Annotated in this window: 13 protein-coding genes; 7 read left to right on the top strand and 6 right to left on the bottom strand. The window is 60.7% G+C overall.

Annotated features, from left to right (window positions below; genetic code table 11):
- Window positions 1-43: 43 nt before the first annotated feature.
- The 3 genes from EX00_RS01000 to EX00_RS00990 form a co-directional block, all read right to left on the bottom strand.
- Window positions 44-895, bottom strand: coding sequence for a carbohydrate ABC transporter permease (locus EX00_RS01000; protein ID WP_047453225.1), 852 nt, complete (start codon window positions 893-895; stop codon window positions 44-46).
- Window positions 895-1,779, bottom strand: coding sequence for a carbohydrate ABC transporter permease (locus tag EX00_RS00995; RefSeq protein WP_047453224.1), 885 nt, complete (start codon window positions 1,777-1,779; stop codon window positions 895-897). The genes EX00_RS01000 and EX00_RS00995 overlap by 1 nt, the downstream gene beginning before the upstream one ends.
- Window positions 1,780-1,844: 65 nt before the next feature.
- The gene (locus EX00_RS00990; RefSeq protein WP_047453223.1) at window positions 1,845-3,116 is read right to left on the bottom strand and encodes an ABC transporter substrate-binding protein; all 1,272 of its coding nucleotides are present in this window, start codon (window positions 3,114-3,116) and stop codon (window positions 1,845-1,847) included.
- Window positions 3,117-3,392: 276 nt separating this feature from the next.
- On the opposite strand from EX00_RS00990, the gene EX00_RS00985 reads away from it, so the two are divergent.
- The 3 genes from EX00_RS00985 to EX00_RS00975 are packed head-to-tail and all read left to right on the top strand — an operon-like array spanning window position 3,393 to window position 6,343.
- Window positions 3,393-4,598 carry an ROK family transcriptional regulator gene (locus EX00_RS00985; RefSeq protein ID WP_047453222.1) on the top strand — a complete coding sequence of 402 codons (1,206 nt, stop codon included), beginning with the start codon at window positions 3,393-3,395 and terminating at the stop codon, window positions 4,596-4,598.
- 60 nt (window positions 4,599-4,658) lie between these two features.
- A complete protein-coding gene (locus EX00_RS00980; protein ID WP_047453220.1) occupies window positions 4,659-5,618 on the top strand; it encodes an acetylxylan esterase in 960 nt (319 codons plus the stop codon).
- Window positions 5,615-6,343 (top strand): esterase family protein, encoded by a 729-nt coding sequence (locus tag EX00_RS00975; RefSeq protein WP_047453218.1) that lies wholly within the window; start codon window positions 5,615-5,617, stop codon window positions 6,341-6,343. The genes EX00_RS00980 and EX00_RS00975 overlap by 4 nt, the downstream gene beginning before the upstream one ends.
- A 57-nt stretch (window positions 6,344-6,400) precedes the next feature.
- Here the strand turns inward: EX00_RS00975 and EX00_RS00970 are convergent, their stop codons facing one another.
- Window positions 6,401-6,589, bottom strand: coding sequence for a hypothetical protein (locus EX00_RS00970; protein WP_047453217.1), 189 nt, complete (start codon window positions 6,587-6,589; stop codon window positions 6,401-6,403).
- A 356-nt stretch (window positions 6,590-6,945) separates the two neighbouring features.
- Here EX00_RS00970 and EX00_RS00965 point away from each other — a divergent pair, with 356 nt between their 5' ends.
- On the top strand, window positions 6,946-9,279 hold the full coding sequence (locus EX00_RS00965) for a glucose/quinate/shikimate family membrane-bound PQQ-dependent dehydrogenase (RefSeq protein WP_047453215.1): 2,334 nt from the start codon (window positions 6,946-6,948) through the stop codon (window positions 9,277-9,279).
- Between the two features lie 210 nt (window positions 9,280-9,489).
- Window positions 9,490-10,707 carry an SfnB family sulfur acquisition oxidoreductase gene (locus EX00_RS00960; protein WP_047453213.1) on the top strand — a complete coding sequence of 406 codons (1,218 nt, stop codon included), beginning with the start codon at window positions 9,490-9,492 and terminating at the stop codon, window positions 10,705-10,707.
- Between the two features lie 134 nt (window positions 10,708-10,841).
- Here the strand turns inward: EX00_RS00960 and EX00_RS00955 are convergent, their stop codons facing one another.
- Both EX00_RS00955 and EX00_RS00950 read right to left on the bottom strand, forming a co-directional pair.
- The gene (locus tag EX00_RS00955; RefSeq protein WP_047453211.1) at window positions 10,842-12,053 is read right to left on the bottom strand and encodes an acyl-CoA dehydrogenase family protein; all 1,212 of its coding nucleotides are present in this window, start codon (window positions 12,051-12,053) and stop codon (window positions 10,842-10,844) included.
- An 86-nt stretch (window positions 12,054-12,139) separates the two neighbouring features.
- The gene (locus tag EX00_RS00950) at window positions 12,140-13,186 is read right to left on the bottom strand and encodes a substrate-binding domain-containing protein (RefSeq protein WP_047453332.1); all 1,047 of its coding nucleotides are present in this window, start codon (window positions 13,184-13,186) and stop codon (window positions 12,140-12,142) included.
- Window positions 13,187-13,411: 225 nt separating this feature from the next.
- On the opposite strand from EX00_RS00950, the gene EX00_RS00945 reads away from it, so the two are divergent.
- Both EX00_RS00945 and EX00_RS00940 read left to right on the top strand, forming a co-directional pair.
- Window positions 13,412-14,893 (top strand): sugar ABC transporter ATP-binding protein, encoded by a 1,482-nt coding sequence (locus EX00_RS00945; protein ID WP_047453209.1) that lies wholly within the window; start codon window positions 13,412-13,414, stop codon window positions 14,891-14,893.
- A complete protein-coding gene (locus tag EX00_RS00940; RefSeq protein WP_047453207.1) occupies window positions 14,890-15,957 on the top strand; it encodes an ABC transporter permease in 1,068 nt (355 codons plus the stop codon). The genes EX00_RS00945 and EX00_RS00940 overlap by 4 nt, the downstream gene beginning before the upstream one ends.
- Window positions 15,958-15,990: the final 33 nt, after the last annotated feature.

The raw sequence follows: 15,990 nt of genomic DNA, 5'->3' as shown, positions 1-15,990 counted from the left end.
TTGGCACAAAGGGCGAGATGGGCGATTGCGTCGGACAAGATCATCATCCCTTCACCGCCCCCATGGTGAGCCCGGCGATAAAGTGCCGCTGCATCAGGAAGAACATGATGACGGGCGGCACAGCGACGATAATCGTGCCGGCCGAGATCAGGTTCCAGGCGGAGACCCATTCGCCGCGCAGATTGGCAAGCCCGGCGGTCACCGGCTTGACCGTATCGCTCACCGTCAGCACCACCGCCCAGAAATAGTCGTTCCAGACGAAGGTGAAGATCAGGATCGCAAGTGCTGCCAGCGCCGGGCGAACCAGCGGGATCACCACATGCACGAGCGTCTGAAACGGCGACGCTCCCTCCGCCCTTGCCGCCTGGAACAATTCATCCGGCAAGGCTGCGATGAAGTTGCGCATGAACAGCGTCGCAAAGCCGGTCTGAAAGGCGATATGGAAGATGATCAGCGCTGCCGGTGTGTCATAAAGGCCGATCCGCACCATCAGATCGCGCACCGGTATCATCATGATTTGATAGGGCAGGAAATTGCCGCCGACGAAGAGCGCGAAAACCAGCATATTGCCGCGAAAGCGGTAGCGCGCCAGAACGAAACCGGCGAGCGTGCTCATGATCAGCACACCGATGACCGAGGGAATGGTGATCATCAAACTGTTGAGGAAATAGCGCGCCATCGGCGTCTGGGTGAAGACGGAGGTGTAGTTGTCGATCAGGCCGAACTGCGTCGGCCAGCCCCAGAGATTGCCGCCCATGACGTCCTGCGTCGAGCGGAACGAGGTGAGGATGACGGCAAACAGCGGGCACAGCCACAGGATCAGGATGGCGAGGACGGCGGTGAAATAGAAGCGGCGCTGCCAGATGGCATCTTCGGGGATCGGGCGCGGATACATCAGGCCCCTCTTTCTTCGATGCGGATGATCCGCGTGAGGTACCAGACGATGAACACCGCCATGATCACGAACAGAACCGAAGCGATCGCTGCGCCATAGCCGAAGCGGTAGGAGAAGATCGATTGTTCGAACATCTGATAGGCGAGCACTTCGGAGGAGCCGAACGGTCCGCCCTGGGTCATGACCGAGACCATGTCGAAGGACCGGAGAGCCCCTACGACTGTGACGGCAATGGCGATGAAGGTGACCTGTGTCAGCTGCGGCAGAACGATATGCCGCAGCATGTTCCAGCCCCTCGCCCCATCCACCCTGCCCGCGCCGATCAGCTCTTCGCTGAGATTGTTGAGGCCGGCGAGGTAGAGAACCATGCAGAAGGCGATCTGTGGCCAGAGGGCGGCGATGACGATCGCGAAGGTCACGAGATGCTCATTGGAGAGCAGCGCCGGTGCCGTCGCACCGAAGAAGCCGAAGATCAGGGCGAGCAGCCCCAGTTGCGGAGTATAAACCCAGGTGAAAACGACGCCGACGGCAACGGAGGCCAGCACCAGCGGGATGAAGAATAGAGACTTCATCAGCCGCATGCCGCGGATCTTCTGGTTGACGAGAAGCGCGATCGCCAGCCCCAAGGGTGGTGCTGCCATGAACATGACCAGCCAGATGACATTGTTCTTCAGGGAAACGTAGAATTGAGGGTCGTTGAACAGCTCGGCGTAATTGCCGAGGCCGATCCAGACCATCGGGCTGAAGCCATCCCAATCGTGAAAGCTGATCCAGATACTCTCGATCGCCGACCACAGGATCACGACGGAAAAGAGAATGGCGGCCGGTAAAATCAGCAAAGTCGGGGTGAGCCACCAGCGATGGTAGCGCCAAAATGTCGTCATTTTATCCTCTATCGATATGGGGAGGCGGAGCCGCGGCCCCGCCTCTCGGTCGCTGGGAGGAAAAGCTAGAGCTTGTAGATACGCTTGCGCGTACCTTCGAGCCGCTGCAGGATGGCGTTGCGCCGTTCCGGCTTCGCCATGAATTCCTGGAAGCCGGAGAGGCCGGCTTGCGCCATGTCGGGATCGCTGTCGCGGTCGTAATATTGCGAGGTGCCCTGCAGCGTCTTCAGTACATCGACGGCGGCGTTGACCAGCGGGTCCTTGCTCGGCGGCAGGTCATTGCGCGGCGGGACGTTGCCGCCGGGTTCCAGATAGGGGCCGAGATTTTCCGGGCGGTAGAAGTAGGCCAGGAACTCGCGCGCGCCCTGCTTGTTCTTCGCGTTTGCCGGAATATGAACCGAATTCAGCGAAAACTCCTCGAAACGGCCGACCTTCGGGTCGATCGTCGGGAACGGCGCGAAAGCAAGCTGTTCGAGATCCTCTTTCGGGAAGGCGTAGCGGACGAAGGCACCGAGGTTCATCATCCCCGCCTTTTTCTGTGCCAGAAGCGCGCCCGCCTCCTGCCAGCCGAAGGAGGTATTGTCCGGTGTGAAGAAGCCCTGCTTGATCAATGTTTCCCACTGGTCGAAGACGGGCTTCAGCGCCGGATCGAGATAGCTCATCTCGCCGTTCATCAGCGCCATATGCTTGTCGAGGCCGTTGATGCGCAGGTTCATCTGGTCAAACCAGCCGGCCGCTGGCCACAATTCCTTGGTACCCATGGCGATCGGCGTCAGGTTCGCGCTTTTGCATTTGGCGCCGTATGCCAGGAAGTCATCCCAGTTCGCCGGCGCCGTTGCGCCGAGTTGGCCAAAGACATCCTTGCGATAGAACATGCCCCAGAGCGTGCCGCCGGTCGGCAGGCCATATTGCTTGCCGTCGACGGTGACGGAACCTGCCGTCGGGCCGAGGACATCCTTGTATTTCTCTTTCTCAAAGAGATCGGAAATGTCGTCGAAAAGGCCACGCTTGACGAAGGCCCGCATGCGGTTTCCGGAAAACCAGAAGCAGATATCCGGCGCGCCGGCGACCAGATAGTTGCGGATCGCGGTCTTATGAGCCTCGTGGTCCATATTGTTGATCACGACCTTGACGCCGGCCTGCTTACCGAAGTCATCGCCGATCTTGCGCAGGATCGCCAGCGCGTCGGCATTGTTCTCGTCGGAAATGATATTGATATCCTGCGCCTGCGCAATCGCCGGCATGGGAAAGCCTGCCAGAGCCGTGGCGGAAACCGCCCCTGCCCCCATTAAAAAGGTGCGTCGGCTCGACGGCCTTCCAAGCAAATTGAAAGTCATGTGAATTCCTCCCGTTTTAACGCCTGTCTCCACCCTCAGCCGATGAGCCAGCGGGACGCCCTCCGAGCGTTTTCCGTTTACCTCCGGACGCATGGCCGCAATAAACCCGCCGAGGCAGCGAATGTGCTGCCCGGATATTTGGGTTCGTGAAGCTGTGAGTCCCTTTTTCTGACTTCTTCGTGCTTGCACACGGCCGGATGTTGATCGACGGGTGAAGTTATGCATAAGTCTGAAACAGACGCAATAATTAATTTACAAAATTAAGAAAGAGAAACCGTGAAGCTGAAAGGCGACCAAAGCACTTCGCGCGCCATGAACCGGCGGCTCATTCTCAACCTGTTGAGGCAGGAGGGACCGAGGAGCCGCGCGGAGATCGCGACGATTACCGGCCTCAGCCCGGCAGCCGTGACCTTCGTCATCGCCGACCTGATAGAGGAGGGCCATGTCACCGAAGGCAAGGCCGTAGCGGGGTTCTCAGGGCGTCGCCCTATCCCTGTCGAAATCAATTATACCAATGGGTTGGCGATTGGTTTTAAACTAATGGTTGGCTCGGTCGAATGCGTTATCACCGACCTTGCCACCAACCCCCTCGGATCGATGCGGCTGACGCTCGCAGACCATGATCCGGAAAACGTCGCGAAAACACTTGCCGCGGCGGTTCCCTTGCTCGTGCAATATGCCGCCCGGCCAAGTGCACAGCTCGCGGGCATCGGAATTTCCATGCCCGGCGTCATCGGCAATGATCAGGCAACCTGCGTGCGCAGCCATCGCTTCAACTGGAACAACGTTCCCCTCGCCTCGATATTGGCGCAGAAGGTCAAGGTGCCTGTCTGGCTGGAGGACGACACGAACGCCTATGCCATCGCCCAGCAGCTCTTCGGCGTGGGGCGGCAGCATCGCAATATGGCCGTGCTTGCCATCGGCGTCGGCATCAGCTGTGCGCTGATCATCGAGGGCAAGCTCTATCGCGGCGCCAATGGCGCCGCCGGTAAGTTCGGCCATACGCTGCATGAAGAAAATGGCCGTGTTTGCGAATGCGGTAAGCGCGGCTGTCTCATGGCCTATCATTCTCAGACGTCGATGCTGAGGACATGGCGTGAATCGACAAATCGCAACGATAGCGGTGGCTTACCGGAGATGCTTAAGGCGATTGAAGAGGGTGAGCCAGCCGTTGGTAATATTCTTAGGGAAGCGGGCGTCGGGATCGGAAAGGCCCTGGCAAACCTCGTCAATGTCACCGATCCCGAAGTGATCGTCGTCGGCGGTGAAGCTGTGTCGTTTGGTGAGGGGTTTTTAGGACCACTGAGGTCGACCCTGGCCGCCCACACTTTTCGCACATCGCCACCTCTGCTTCCGGACTGGGAGGACAATTCCTGGGCGCGGGGAGCGGCCGCCCTCGTTACGCAGAAATTCTTCGACTTCGAGACATCAAGCGGCACGACGGGAAATACCGAGGCGCTGGCCAATACGACGGCGGCGTAGAAACCGGAGGGGTGCAGCTTCGGCCTTGCACCGCCTGCCCTTTCACGAGACAACCGTCGCATGAGCGTTCCGATAACCCATCCTTTTGCCTTCGACCCCACCTACGGCATGCAGCTTGAGCAGCTTCTTGCCATCAAGCCGCCGAAGGCGCCGCCGGGCTTTGATGATTTCTGGAAGGAGCGGTATCGTCGTGCGATCGCCGTCGACCCGCAGCCGCAGCTTCGCCGCAGCAAGACCCATCATCCCGACTGGCATGTTTTCGACATCACCTATTCGTCGACCGGCTCGTTTCCGATCGGTGGCTGGCTGCTGCTTCCTCGCAAGGGACAGGTGCGGCGCGGCCTTGTCGTTGGCCATGGCTATGGTGGGAGGGATCTGCCCGACTTCGATCTGCCGGTGAAAGAGACGGCCATATTGTTTCCCTGCTGTCGCGGCCTGTCTCGCAGCGCCCGTCCGCCGATACCGTCGGACCCGGCCGGGCATGTGCTCTACGATATCGACAAGCCCGATCGCTATATTATCGGCGGCTGCGTCGATGATCTGTGTATTGCCGTCTCGACGCTTGTCGATCTCTATCCGTGGCTCGCGGGGCATATCGGCTATAGCGGCATCAGCTTCGGCGGCGGCATCGGGGCGCTGGCGATCCCGTTCGATGACCGGATCGATCGCGGGCACCTGGTCGTCCCGACCTTCGGGCACCGGCCCTTATGGCTGAGTTTGCCGACGGTCGGCAGCGCCGATTCCGTCCAGGCTTACCAAAAAGAACACGGAAGCATGCTCGAGAGCTTGCGCCTGTTCGATGCGGCAAGCGCGGCGACCCGCATCAAGGTGCCTATGCTCATTGCGCCCGCCCTCTTCGATCCGGCTGTGGCGCCGCCCTGTCAGTTCGCCGTGGCAAACGCGTCGCCGAAATTTAATGAAATCTTCATTCTCGAGGCCGGCCATTTCGATTATCCTGACAGCGCTGAGCAAAGCCTGCATCTCCGCGAAAAGGTGGGGCAATTTTTCAAGGTGCCATGAACCGCGAATATCTGCGCTGGCACAGCCAGCGACTGCATCGAGAGATGGAACTGCTGGTGTTTGGTCACGCCGGCGCCAAGGTGCTGATGTTTCCGACTCGGGATGGGCGGTTCTGGGAATATGAACAGCTGGGCATCGTCGCCAGCCTTGCCGACAAACTGGAAGCCGGAGATCTGCAGCTCTACTGTATCGAGGGCCTGGCTACCGAGACCTTCTATGGGTTCCAACGCCATCCGGCTGAACGCATTCGCCGGCACGCTGCCTTCGAGGACTATATCCTGCACGAAGTGCTGCCGCTGATGGCAGAGAAAAATCCTAATGATTGCATCATCGTGCACGGCTGCAGCCTTGGCGCATTCCAGGCCGCCAGCCTCGTCTTTCGTCACCCTCACCTCTTTCGCAAGCTCGTCGCCTTTTCCGGCCGCTACGATCTGACGATGAAGGTCGAATCCTTTGGAGATCTGTTCGACGGCTATTACGATGATGCGGTCTATTTCCACACTCCGACGCATTTTCTACCAGGCCTTACCTGCGAATGGCGGCTGCGGAAGCTGCGCGAGATCGACATCGTGCTTGTCATCGGCGACGCCGATCCATTTCTCGACAACAATCGTCATCTCAGCCGGCTTCTGGCCGACAAACGGATCGATCATCACCTGCATATCTGGGATGGACGTGCCCATCGGGCGGGCGCCTGGCGCAAGATGATGCCGCTGTATATATGACGAAGAGACTTTGCCGGACTTATGCGCGCAGGCGGCGGAGTTCCCTCGCGTATCTTTCTATACCAGGCCGACCGGAAGCGGCGCGGTTCGTTTGCCAGCGCCGTAGTCGCGCTCATGGGATCTGCGGTGCAGTCTTTCGCGGCTCAAAGACAGGTCAACACGATTTTCCTCGACCAGACCGTCCGGATAGGTTCCGGTATCATCGGTTTCCACTTCCGACTGAGCGGTGACGATCTTCAAATTCATCGCGTTTCCTCCAGCAGTGACGCAGAACCCCTTGATCCTGCCTCTGCTTCCATTAGTATTCGCAAAAGTTGTTAAAAATTTAACTACGTCTGTTAATAGATTCGAGCGTGGCTCGTCGCGCTTGAATTACCCGCTGGGATGGAACATTTCTGCACTCGTGGCGTTCAAACTCCGTTTTGGGGAATTCGATGGATCGATTCGAAATCGCTGAGGGCCGTCACACTCGAATCAACGCCTTCATTGCCTTGCGACCTTCGGCTACGCCGGACATTCGATCCCGACAGGGATCATGATCAATCGTTGCCGCTTACCCTCGATCAATCACTGTCAATTCGGCGGATAGACTGGAGTAGATCATGGCCATCGGAATCACATCGTTAGTTCTGGCGCTTATCGGACTGGCGCTCGGCGGCGGCGGGCTGTGGCTCGTCCTGCTTGGCGGCAGTTTCTTTTATCTCTTTGCCGGCGTCATATTCCTCCTGACAGCGATATTGCTGTTCATGCGCAAGGCTGCCGCTCTTTGGCTCTATGCGATCTTTGTACTGGCGGCACTTGGCTGGGCGATCTGGGAAGTTGGTTTCGATTGGTGGCAGCTCGGCCCGCGCGGCGGCCTGGTCATTCTGATCGGTCTTTGGCTGTTGACGCCTTGGATCCGGCGCCCGCTCGGCTTCCGCAGCCTCGACGGCGTGCAATATGCCTCCAGTCCCTGGCCGCTTGCGATACCTCTGCTTGCGGCTATCGTCGTCGCCGGTTACTCGATGACCACCGATCCGCACGATCTTTCCGGAGATCTGCCGACCACTGTCGCGGCCAACGCACCCATGGGCGGCGATGTGCCGAATGGCGAATGGCACCAATATGGCCGCACGCCTTACGGCCAGCGCTACTCGCCGCTCGACCAGATCAATGTCCAGAATGTCGCCAACCTGCAGGAGGTCTGGCGATATCAAACCGGTGACGTGAAGCGCCCCGACGATATCGGCGAGACGACCTATCAGGTGACGCCGCTCAAGGTGGGTGATACGCTTTACCTGTGCACGCCGCATAATCTGGCGATCGCGCTCGATGCGGTCAGCGGCAAGGAAAAATGGCGGTTTGACTCCAATTCCGGAATGAACCCGGATCGCCAGCATCAGACATGCCGAGGGGTCACATACTATCATGATCAGGCCGCCGCAGCCGGTGCGCCCTGCGCCGACCGCGTCTACCTGCCGACCTCAGACGCGCGGCTGATCGCGCTGGACGCGGCCGATGGCAAGGTCTGCACGAGCTTCGCCGATCAGGGCGTGCTCCATCTCGAAACCGGGATGAAGTATAATCCGGCCGGCTACTACTACTCGACCTCGCCGCCTGTCGCCGTGGCGGGCAAGATTATCGTCGGCGGGGCCGTCAACGACAATTACTCCACCCAGGAGCAATCCGGCGTCATTCGCGCTTTCGATATCAAGACCGGCGCGCGTGTCTGGAACTGGGACTCCGGTAACCCGGATCAAACCACGCCCCTGCCGGCAGGACAGACATACACCACCAATTCGCCGAACAGCTGGTCGGTATCGAGCGTCGATGAGGCGCTGGGCCTGATCTATATCCCGCTCGGCAACCAGGTTCCCGATCAGCTGGGCATGGGCCGCAGCGCGAATGTCGAGCGCTTCTCCTCCTCCGTGGTGGCGCTGGATATCAACACCGGCCAGCTCAAATGGGTACAGCAATTCGTGCACCATGATCTCTGGGACATGGACGTGCCGGCCCAGCCCGTGCTCTTCGACATGACCAAATCGGATGGTTCGGTGGTGCCGGCACTCGTCGCCTCCACCAAGCAGGGCGACATCTATGTGCTCGATAGGCGTACCGGCGAGCCGCTCATCCCCTTCAAGGAGATACCGGCTCCGGGCGGCGCCATCCCCGAGGATCACACCGCTCCGACGCAGCCGATCTCGGACCTCACCTTCTCGCCGCCGCCGCTGCAGGAAAAGGACATGTGGGGCGTCTCGCTGTTCGATCAGCTCGCTTGCCGCATCGCCTTCCACCGCTACAAATATGAGGGCCGCTATACGCCACCGTCGCTTGAAGGCTCGATCATCTATCCCGGCAATTTCGGCACCTTCAACTGGGGCAGTGTCGCCGTCGACCCCGAGCGCCAGATCATGTTCGGCATGCCGACCTACCTCGCCTTCACCTCGAGGCTCGTTCCCCGCGCGGATATTCCGCCGAGAGGTCAGGACCAGAAAGGCAGCGAACAGGGCCTGAACCGGAACGATGGCGCGCCGTACGGGGTCTTTATGGGTCCGTTCCTCGGACCGCTCGGCATTCCCTGCCAGGCACCGCCATGGGGCTATGTCGCCGGCGCCGATCTCAAGACCGGCAAGATCGCCTACAAGCACAAGAACGGCACGGTGCATGACATGACGCCGCTGCCACTGCCCTTCAAGGTCGGTGTGCCCGGCATCGGCGGGCCGATCGTCACCAAGGGCGGCGTCGCCTTCTTAGGGGCCGCAGTCGACAATTATCTGCGCGCCTATGACGTCACGACCGGACGACAGCTCTGGGAGGCCCGTCTGCCGGCCGGCGGCCAGTCGACGCCAATGACGTATACGGCTGGCGACAAGCAATATGTCCTCATGGTGGCGGGCGGTCATGGTTCGGTCGGCACCAAGCCCGGCGACTATGTCATCGCCTATCGCTTGCCTTAAATTGTAACTGGAGGGCAAACATCGTTTGCTCTCCAGCTGCCAACGCTACGAGCCATTTTTCAGCAATCCACCGCCGTCAATGCGTGCAGATGATTCTCGGCGCTGTCGGCCGAAAAACTTTTCATAATGCAGTATATCTATAGAATTTACGCCCTTATCTTCGGCGCTGACATCCTGCACCCATAGGCCGCTGAAATTAGGAGAGCTCAGATGGATCTAGCGGTGCAACAGACGGATCGAATTCGCCCCGTGGCAGTCCGACTGGCGAGCGAGGAAGAGGCGATCGCGACGGCGCGCGTGCTGGCGAAACAATTCGCCGAATCCGCCTCCAGCCGCGATATCGACCGGCTGCTGCCGCATGCCGAGCTCGACGCGCTATCGCAATCTGGCCTGCTTTCGATCACCGTCCCCTCCGAATATGGCGGGCTCGATGTCTCCAACGCGATCCTGGCCGAGGTGACTGCCATTCTCGCCGAAGCCGACGGTTCGATCGGGCAGATACCGCAAAATCATTTCTATATTCTGGAAGCCCTGCGAGTGGACGGCAGCGAGGAGCAGAAGCGCTTCTTCTTCGGTCGGGCGCTTGCGGGCGACCGCTTTGGCAATGCCCTGTCCGAAAAGGGGACCAAGACCGTCGGCCACTACAATACCCGCATTACCCGCGAGGGGCTTGGCTACAGGATCAATGGCCGCAAATATTATTCAACCGGCGTCATCTTCGCCGATTGGATCACGGTATTCGCGCTGGACGATGAGGAGCGGCTGACCATGTCCTTCGTGCCTCGCAGCACCGAGGGTATTGAGATCGTCGACGATTGGGATGGCTTCGGCCAGCGGACAACCGGCAGCGGCACCACGATCCTCAACAATGTCTATGTGCGAGCCGACGCGGTCGTCTCCCATCACAAGGGCTTCGAACGTCCCACAACGATTGGTTCCGTCGGGCAGATTATTCATGCCGGCATCGATCTCGGTATCGCCCGCGCCGCCTTTGCAGAGACGGTCGAATTCGTGAAGACGAACGCACGTCCCTGGATGAATAGCGGTGTCGAGCGTGCCTCCGACGATCCACTGACTATCGCGAAGGTCGGGCAGATCGCCATTCGCCTCGAGGCGGCCACGGCTGTCGTCGAACGCGCCGGACGGAAGGTCGACATCGCCCAGATCGACCCGAGCGAAGCGAATGTGGTGGCGGCGACGCTTGCTGTTGCGACCGCCAAGGTGTTGACGACGGAGATTGCGCTGGAGGCATCGAACACACTGTTCGAGCTCGCCGGTACGTCGTCCGTCCGCGTCGGTCTCAATCTCGATCGCCATTGGCGCAATGCGCGCACTCACACGCTGCACGATCCCGTGCGCTGGAAATATCATGTGGTCGGCAATTATCACCTGAACGGCGTGACACCGCCGAAGAACGGTGCGCTCTAGCCTTTTGTTTTTACGCAATTCCGGACGGAAAACCGCTACGCACTTTTCCTGGAATTTCTTCTAAGCTCCCAACGAAAAGGCCCGCTCCGGAAACCGGAACGGGCCTTTCTTCATGCATCTTGGGAGGATGCTGATCAGCTATAGAGGCTGACGGTCGGGATCTTGCCATTCAAGACGAACTCACCGACCTCCTTGGCCTTGTAGAACACTGGATCGTGCAGCGTGTGGGTGCGGACGTTGCGCCAGAAGCGGTCGAACCGGTAGCTCGACGCGGTGGACCGGGCGCCGGTCAGTTCGAAGACACGCGAGGTGATGTCGAGCGAAACATTGGTGGCATGCACCTTTGCCGCATAGGCTTCCGCCGCCGCTTCACCACGTTCCCGAGCTGTGACATCCCAGCCCCGAGAAAGAGCCGCCTGGACGGCTTCGGCAGCGCTGTCGGCAAGGGCGGCCGAAGCTTTCAGCGCCGCAGCGAACTCTCCGACCCGCTCAAGAATATAAGGATCATCGGAAGCCCTCTCGACGCCGGAGGTGATCCAGGGCCGCGTCGTCGTGCGTACATAGTCGAGTGCGGCTTCGAGCGCACCTTCGGCCGTGCCGAGATAGAAATTGACGAAGACGAGCTGGATCAGCGGGGTGTTGAAGGTCGACAACACCGGCGGCGGTGCATCCGGTGCGGCGGGCGGCGCGATGAAGTCCTCTTCATAAACAGGGAAATCGCGAAACTCGACGGTGCCGCTGTCGGACAGCCGCTGGCCGATATTGTCCCAATCGTCATTGGCGATATAGCCCGGCCGATTGGTCGGCACGGCGAAGCTGGCGACCTTGCCGTCAAGTGCTGCATTGGCGTTGATGTAGTCGGAGATATGGGCCGCCGTCGAGAAGGACTTGCGGCCGTTGAGCACATAGGCGCTGCCACGCCGCGTAAGCTCGAGGCCCGGATCACGCGGATTGACGGCGGCACCCCAATAGTAATTCTTCGCCACTGTCTCGGCGCCGAGCGCATGAGCGCGTTCGGCATCGTCGAGCGCCCAATAGATATATTGGCTATTGACGAAGTGGTAGCCGAGAAGCTGGCCGAGCGAGCTTTCGCCGCGCGAGATGATGCGCACCAGCTTCAGCGCGTCGACCCAGTTCAGTCCGCCGCCGCCGATCTGCGGCGCATGCAGCGCGTTGAGGAGGCCGGAGTTCTTGAGCCGGATGATCTCCTTCAGCGGCGGCAGCCCTTCGCGATCGAGTTCGGCCGCACGCTTGGCGAAATCGGCGGAAATCTCCGTTGCGGTTGAAAATAGTGCGTCCCGTCCGGTGCCATGGCTGGTGGCGAAGACGACATTGGATTTGCTCATGTGGGAACTCCCGATCCATCGATCGCTTGAAGTGATGGATGCGGCGGAACCGAAAATGACCCGCCGCATAAGTCCTGTTGCCGTGCTTAGAACAGCTTGGCTGGAATCCAGCTTGCCGTTACCGCGTCGCTGGTGCTGAAGGCCGGAATCTTGGTAGCCAGATCCTCGATGGTCTTCACGCCGGCCGCGCGCAGGCTTTCCTGCGTCAGGAGCGTCGGCTTGACGGTGATCTGGTGCGGAACATCCTGTCCGGCAATCTGCAGGGCTGCCGCACGGATGGAAACCGCGCCGACGACGGCGGGATTGGTGGCGGCCGTCGCGACCCAGGGGCTACCCGGCTCGACGATTTCCTGGATATCGGCCGTCGAAACGTCGGCGGAATAGATCTTGATCTTGTCGGAGATGCCGAGGTCGCCCGCGGCAAGCTTCACGCCGCGAGCGAATTCGTCATAGGGCGCGAACACCACCTTGATATCCGGATTGGCGGTCAATACGGCCTTGGCCTGATCGGCGGTGCTGGTGGCGGTCGTGTCGCTGACATTGCCGAAGCGCGCCTTTTCGACGACACCGGGATTGGCGGCCTTGAACTTGTCCCAGACCTCGTTGCGACGGTCGAGTGGCGCGAATCCTGCCACATAGACATAGCCGGCAGCAAAGCTCTTGCCGTTGTCCTTCACCACCTGATCGAGCGCCTGCTGCGCCAGCTCATGGTCGCTCTGCTCGACTTGCGGGATCTTCGGATTGTTGAGGTTGACGTCGAAGGCGACGACCTTGATGCCCTTGTCGAGCGCCTGCTGCACGACGTCACCAAGCGATTCCGGCAGGCCATGATCGATGACGATGCCGCTGACGCCAAGATTGACGGCCTGGAGGATCTGCTCGCGCTGTTCGGCTGCATCCTGGCGGCCGGGGAACACGCGCAGATCGATGCCGAGCGCCTTGGCCTGCGCTTCCGCGCCCGCCTGATAGGCCTGGAAGAAGTCACCGGCGGAGATATAGCTGATCAGCGCCAGCTTGACGCCGCCCTTGTCGAAGGGGGCCGGTGCGCCAGCGATGCCATCGGCATGGGCCGGCTGCAAGAAGACGAATGGAATGACGGCAGCAGACAGAGCGAGCCGTGCGAGAGATTTCATCGTCGTGTTCCTTTGGTCGATCGAAAGCATCGTCTGATGGGCAACGTGTTCCCGGCGACGCGTCAATCTATTAGAAATAATCTCTATGTTTTTAGTAGAGTAAATGATCTGAATTTTGCCGCTTCCGGAGATTCTTTGTTCCATCTTCGGCTTTGTCCCGGAAATGGCGTGCCTGGAAGTTCGGTGGCGCCCCGGGGCATTATCGGGTGAAACCGGAAAGACTGCATGCCCCTGCTCCAAGTCGAAAATCTGACGCGCAACTTTGGTTCGACGCGTGCGCTTGCCGATGCGACGCTGTCCATCGATCGCGGTGAGATTGTCGCCTTGATGGGCGCAAACGGCGCCGGCAAATCGACGCTGGTGAAGATACTGGCTGGCTCGCTGGCCGCTGACGGAGGCAATATCCGGTTCAAGGGACATGGCTTCGCGCCGGCGACCCCCGCAGAGGCGACCAAAGCCGGTGTTGTCACCGTCCATCAGTCGACCGACCTTGTCGGCGCTCCCGGTCTCACGGTGGCGGACGCATTGCTGCTACCGCGCTACGCGGATCGCCGGATGCCGTTCTTCGTTTCGCGCGCCGGCATCCGCGCCAGAGCGCAAGCCATATTGGACGTCGCGGGCTTTTCCCTGCCACTCGACCGGGACTTCGGCGACCTGCCGGCAGCAGATCGGCAATTGGTGGCGGTTGCGCGTGCACTGGCCGATCAAGCCGACCTGCTGATCCTCGATGAACCCACAGCAAGCCTTTCGGGGCAGGAAAGCCGTCGGCTGTTCGATATTTTGCTGCGGTTGAAAAGCCAGGGGCTGGCTATCCTCTATATCTCCCATCGTACGGCGGATCTTGATGCGATCGCCGATCGTGCACTGGTCATGCGCGGTGGCCGCGTTGTCGGCTCCTTCACGCGCCCGATCGATTTTCCCGCCGCCATCGAGACCATGATCGGCCGTAAACTGGAATCGGCGCGGCCGGGCGCACGCGATATCGGCGGGAAGCCGGTCTTCGAAATACGCAATGCACGCCTGGTGCCGAACGCCATTCCATTCGATCTCTCGCTTAGGGAGGGTGAGGTCGTCGCCATTACCGGTGTGCTCGGCGCGGGCAAGAGCCGCCTGCTCTCGGCAATCTTCGGCCTCAACCAGCTTGCCGAAGGCGAGATGCACCTCGACGGCAAGCCTTATCGGCCAAAAAATCCGGCGCAGGCCATCGCCGCTGGTGTCGCCATGGCAGCGGAGGACCGTCACCGCTCTTCGCTGATGCCTGCCGCCTGGCCCGGCAATTCGGTCGCCGCCACCATCAGCCTGCCGCATCTCAGCCGCTGGTACCCCAATGGTCTCCTCTTCGGCAATCGCGAGCGGCAGGAGGCGGAAAAGGCGATTGACCGTCTGCGGATCAAGGCCCCGGGTCCCCTCGCCTCCGTCTGGACGCTCTCGGGCGGCAACCAGCAGAAGGTGGTTTTGGCGCGCTGGGAAGCGGAGCAGAGCCGGTTGCTGCTACTCGATGAACCCTTTCAGGGCGTCGATGTCGGCGCCCGGCACGACATCATCCAGGCCATACGCAGCCGCAGCGATCGCGCCACGCTGATTGCCACCTCCGACCCGGAGGAAGCCTACGAAGTGGCCGACCGCATTCTCGTGATCGACCGGCATAGCCTGAGCCCTGTCGCCAGCGCGACAACCCCAGACGCCCTTGAGGACATCCCCGCATGACATCCGTTGACAATGAGAGCTTCCCACAGCCGGCGGAACGGACCGAGACGGCGGCAATCGCCCATCCGATAATCGGCTGGCTCACCAGCGCCAGCACCATCCTGCGTTCCGGCGCGGTCTTCATCCTGCTAGTGGCACTTATCATCGGCTTCACCGCCGCCCAGCCGGCCTTCATCAACATCAACAACCTCATGAGCATCCTGCAGGCGGTCTCCGTCGTCGCCATCCTTGGCGCGGGTGTCACGGTGACGCTTGCCGTCGGAGGCTTCGATCTCTCTATCGGCGCGGTCGCCGCCTCAAGCGTCATGGCCGCAAGTTATGCGATGATCGTCTGGCAGCTCGATGTCTATACCACCGTACCGCTGGTGCTCGCCTTCGGCGCCGCGATCGGGCTGATCAATGCCTTCATCATTGTCCGGCTGCGCGTGCCGGACCTGCTGGCGACGCTGTCGATGATGTTCCTGCTCTCCGGCCTACAGCTCATCCCGACCGCCGGCCGCTCGATCTCCTCCGGACTGATCCTGCCCGATGGTTCCAAGGCCGCCGGCAGCTACGATCCGCAATTTCTGCTGATCGGACGCTACAGCCTGTTCGGCATCGTGCCGGTTTCCGTCGTTCTGATGATCCTAGTGGCGTTAGTGCTCTTCGTATTGACAGAGCGGACCCGCATTGGCCGCCTGCTGTTTGCCACCGGCGGCAACGAGGTGGCGACGCGGCTAGCAGGCGCCTCCACGACACGGCTGAAGACGCTGGCCTATGTCATATCTGGCACGCTCGCTTCGCTCGGCGGCATCGTCATTGCCGCGCGCGTCGGCCGCGGCGATGTCTCTTCCGGTGGGTCGCTGTTGATGGACGCAGTCGCCGCCTCGCTGATCGGCTTTGCCGTATTGGGCCTGCGCCGTCCGAATGTCCTCGGTACGCTCGTCGGCGCGGTCTTCGTCGGCGTACTGCTCAACGGGCTGACCATGCTGAACGCCCCCTATTACACCCAGGATTTCGTCAAGGGCGCCGTGCTCGTCGGAGCGCTCGCCCTGACCTACGGCCTCGGCCGCGCCAACTCCTGACATCCTGCCTACCTCCGACCCCACAAGGAGCTG

The organism is Martinezella rhizogenes (assembly GCF_000799715.1).
Lineage (GTDB): Bacteria > Pseudomonadota > Alphaproteobacteria > Rhizobiales > Rhizobiaceae > Rhizobium > Rhizobium rhizogenes_C.
Note: the sequence above shows the minus strand (reverse complement) of the source record. Positions and strands in the feature narration are given on the sequence as shown.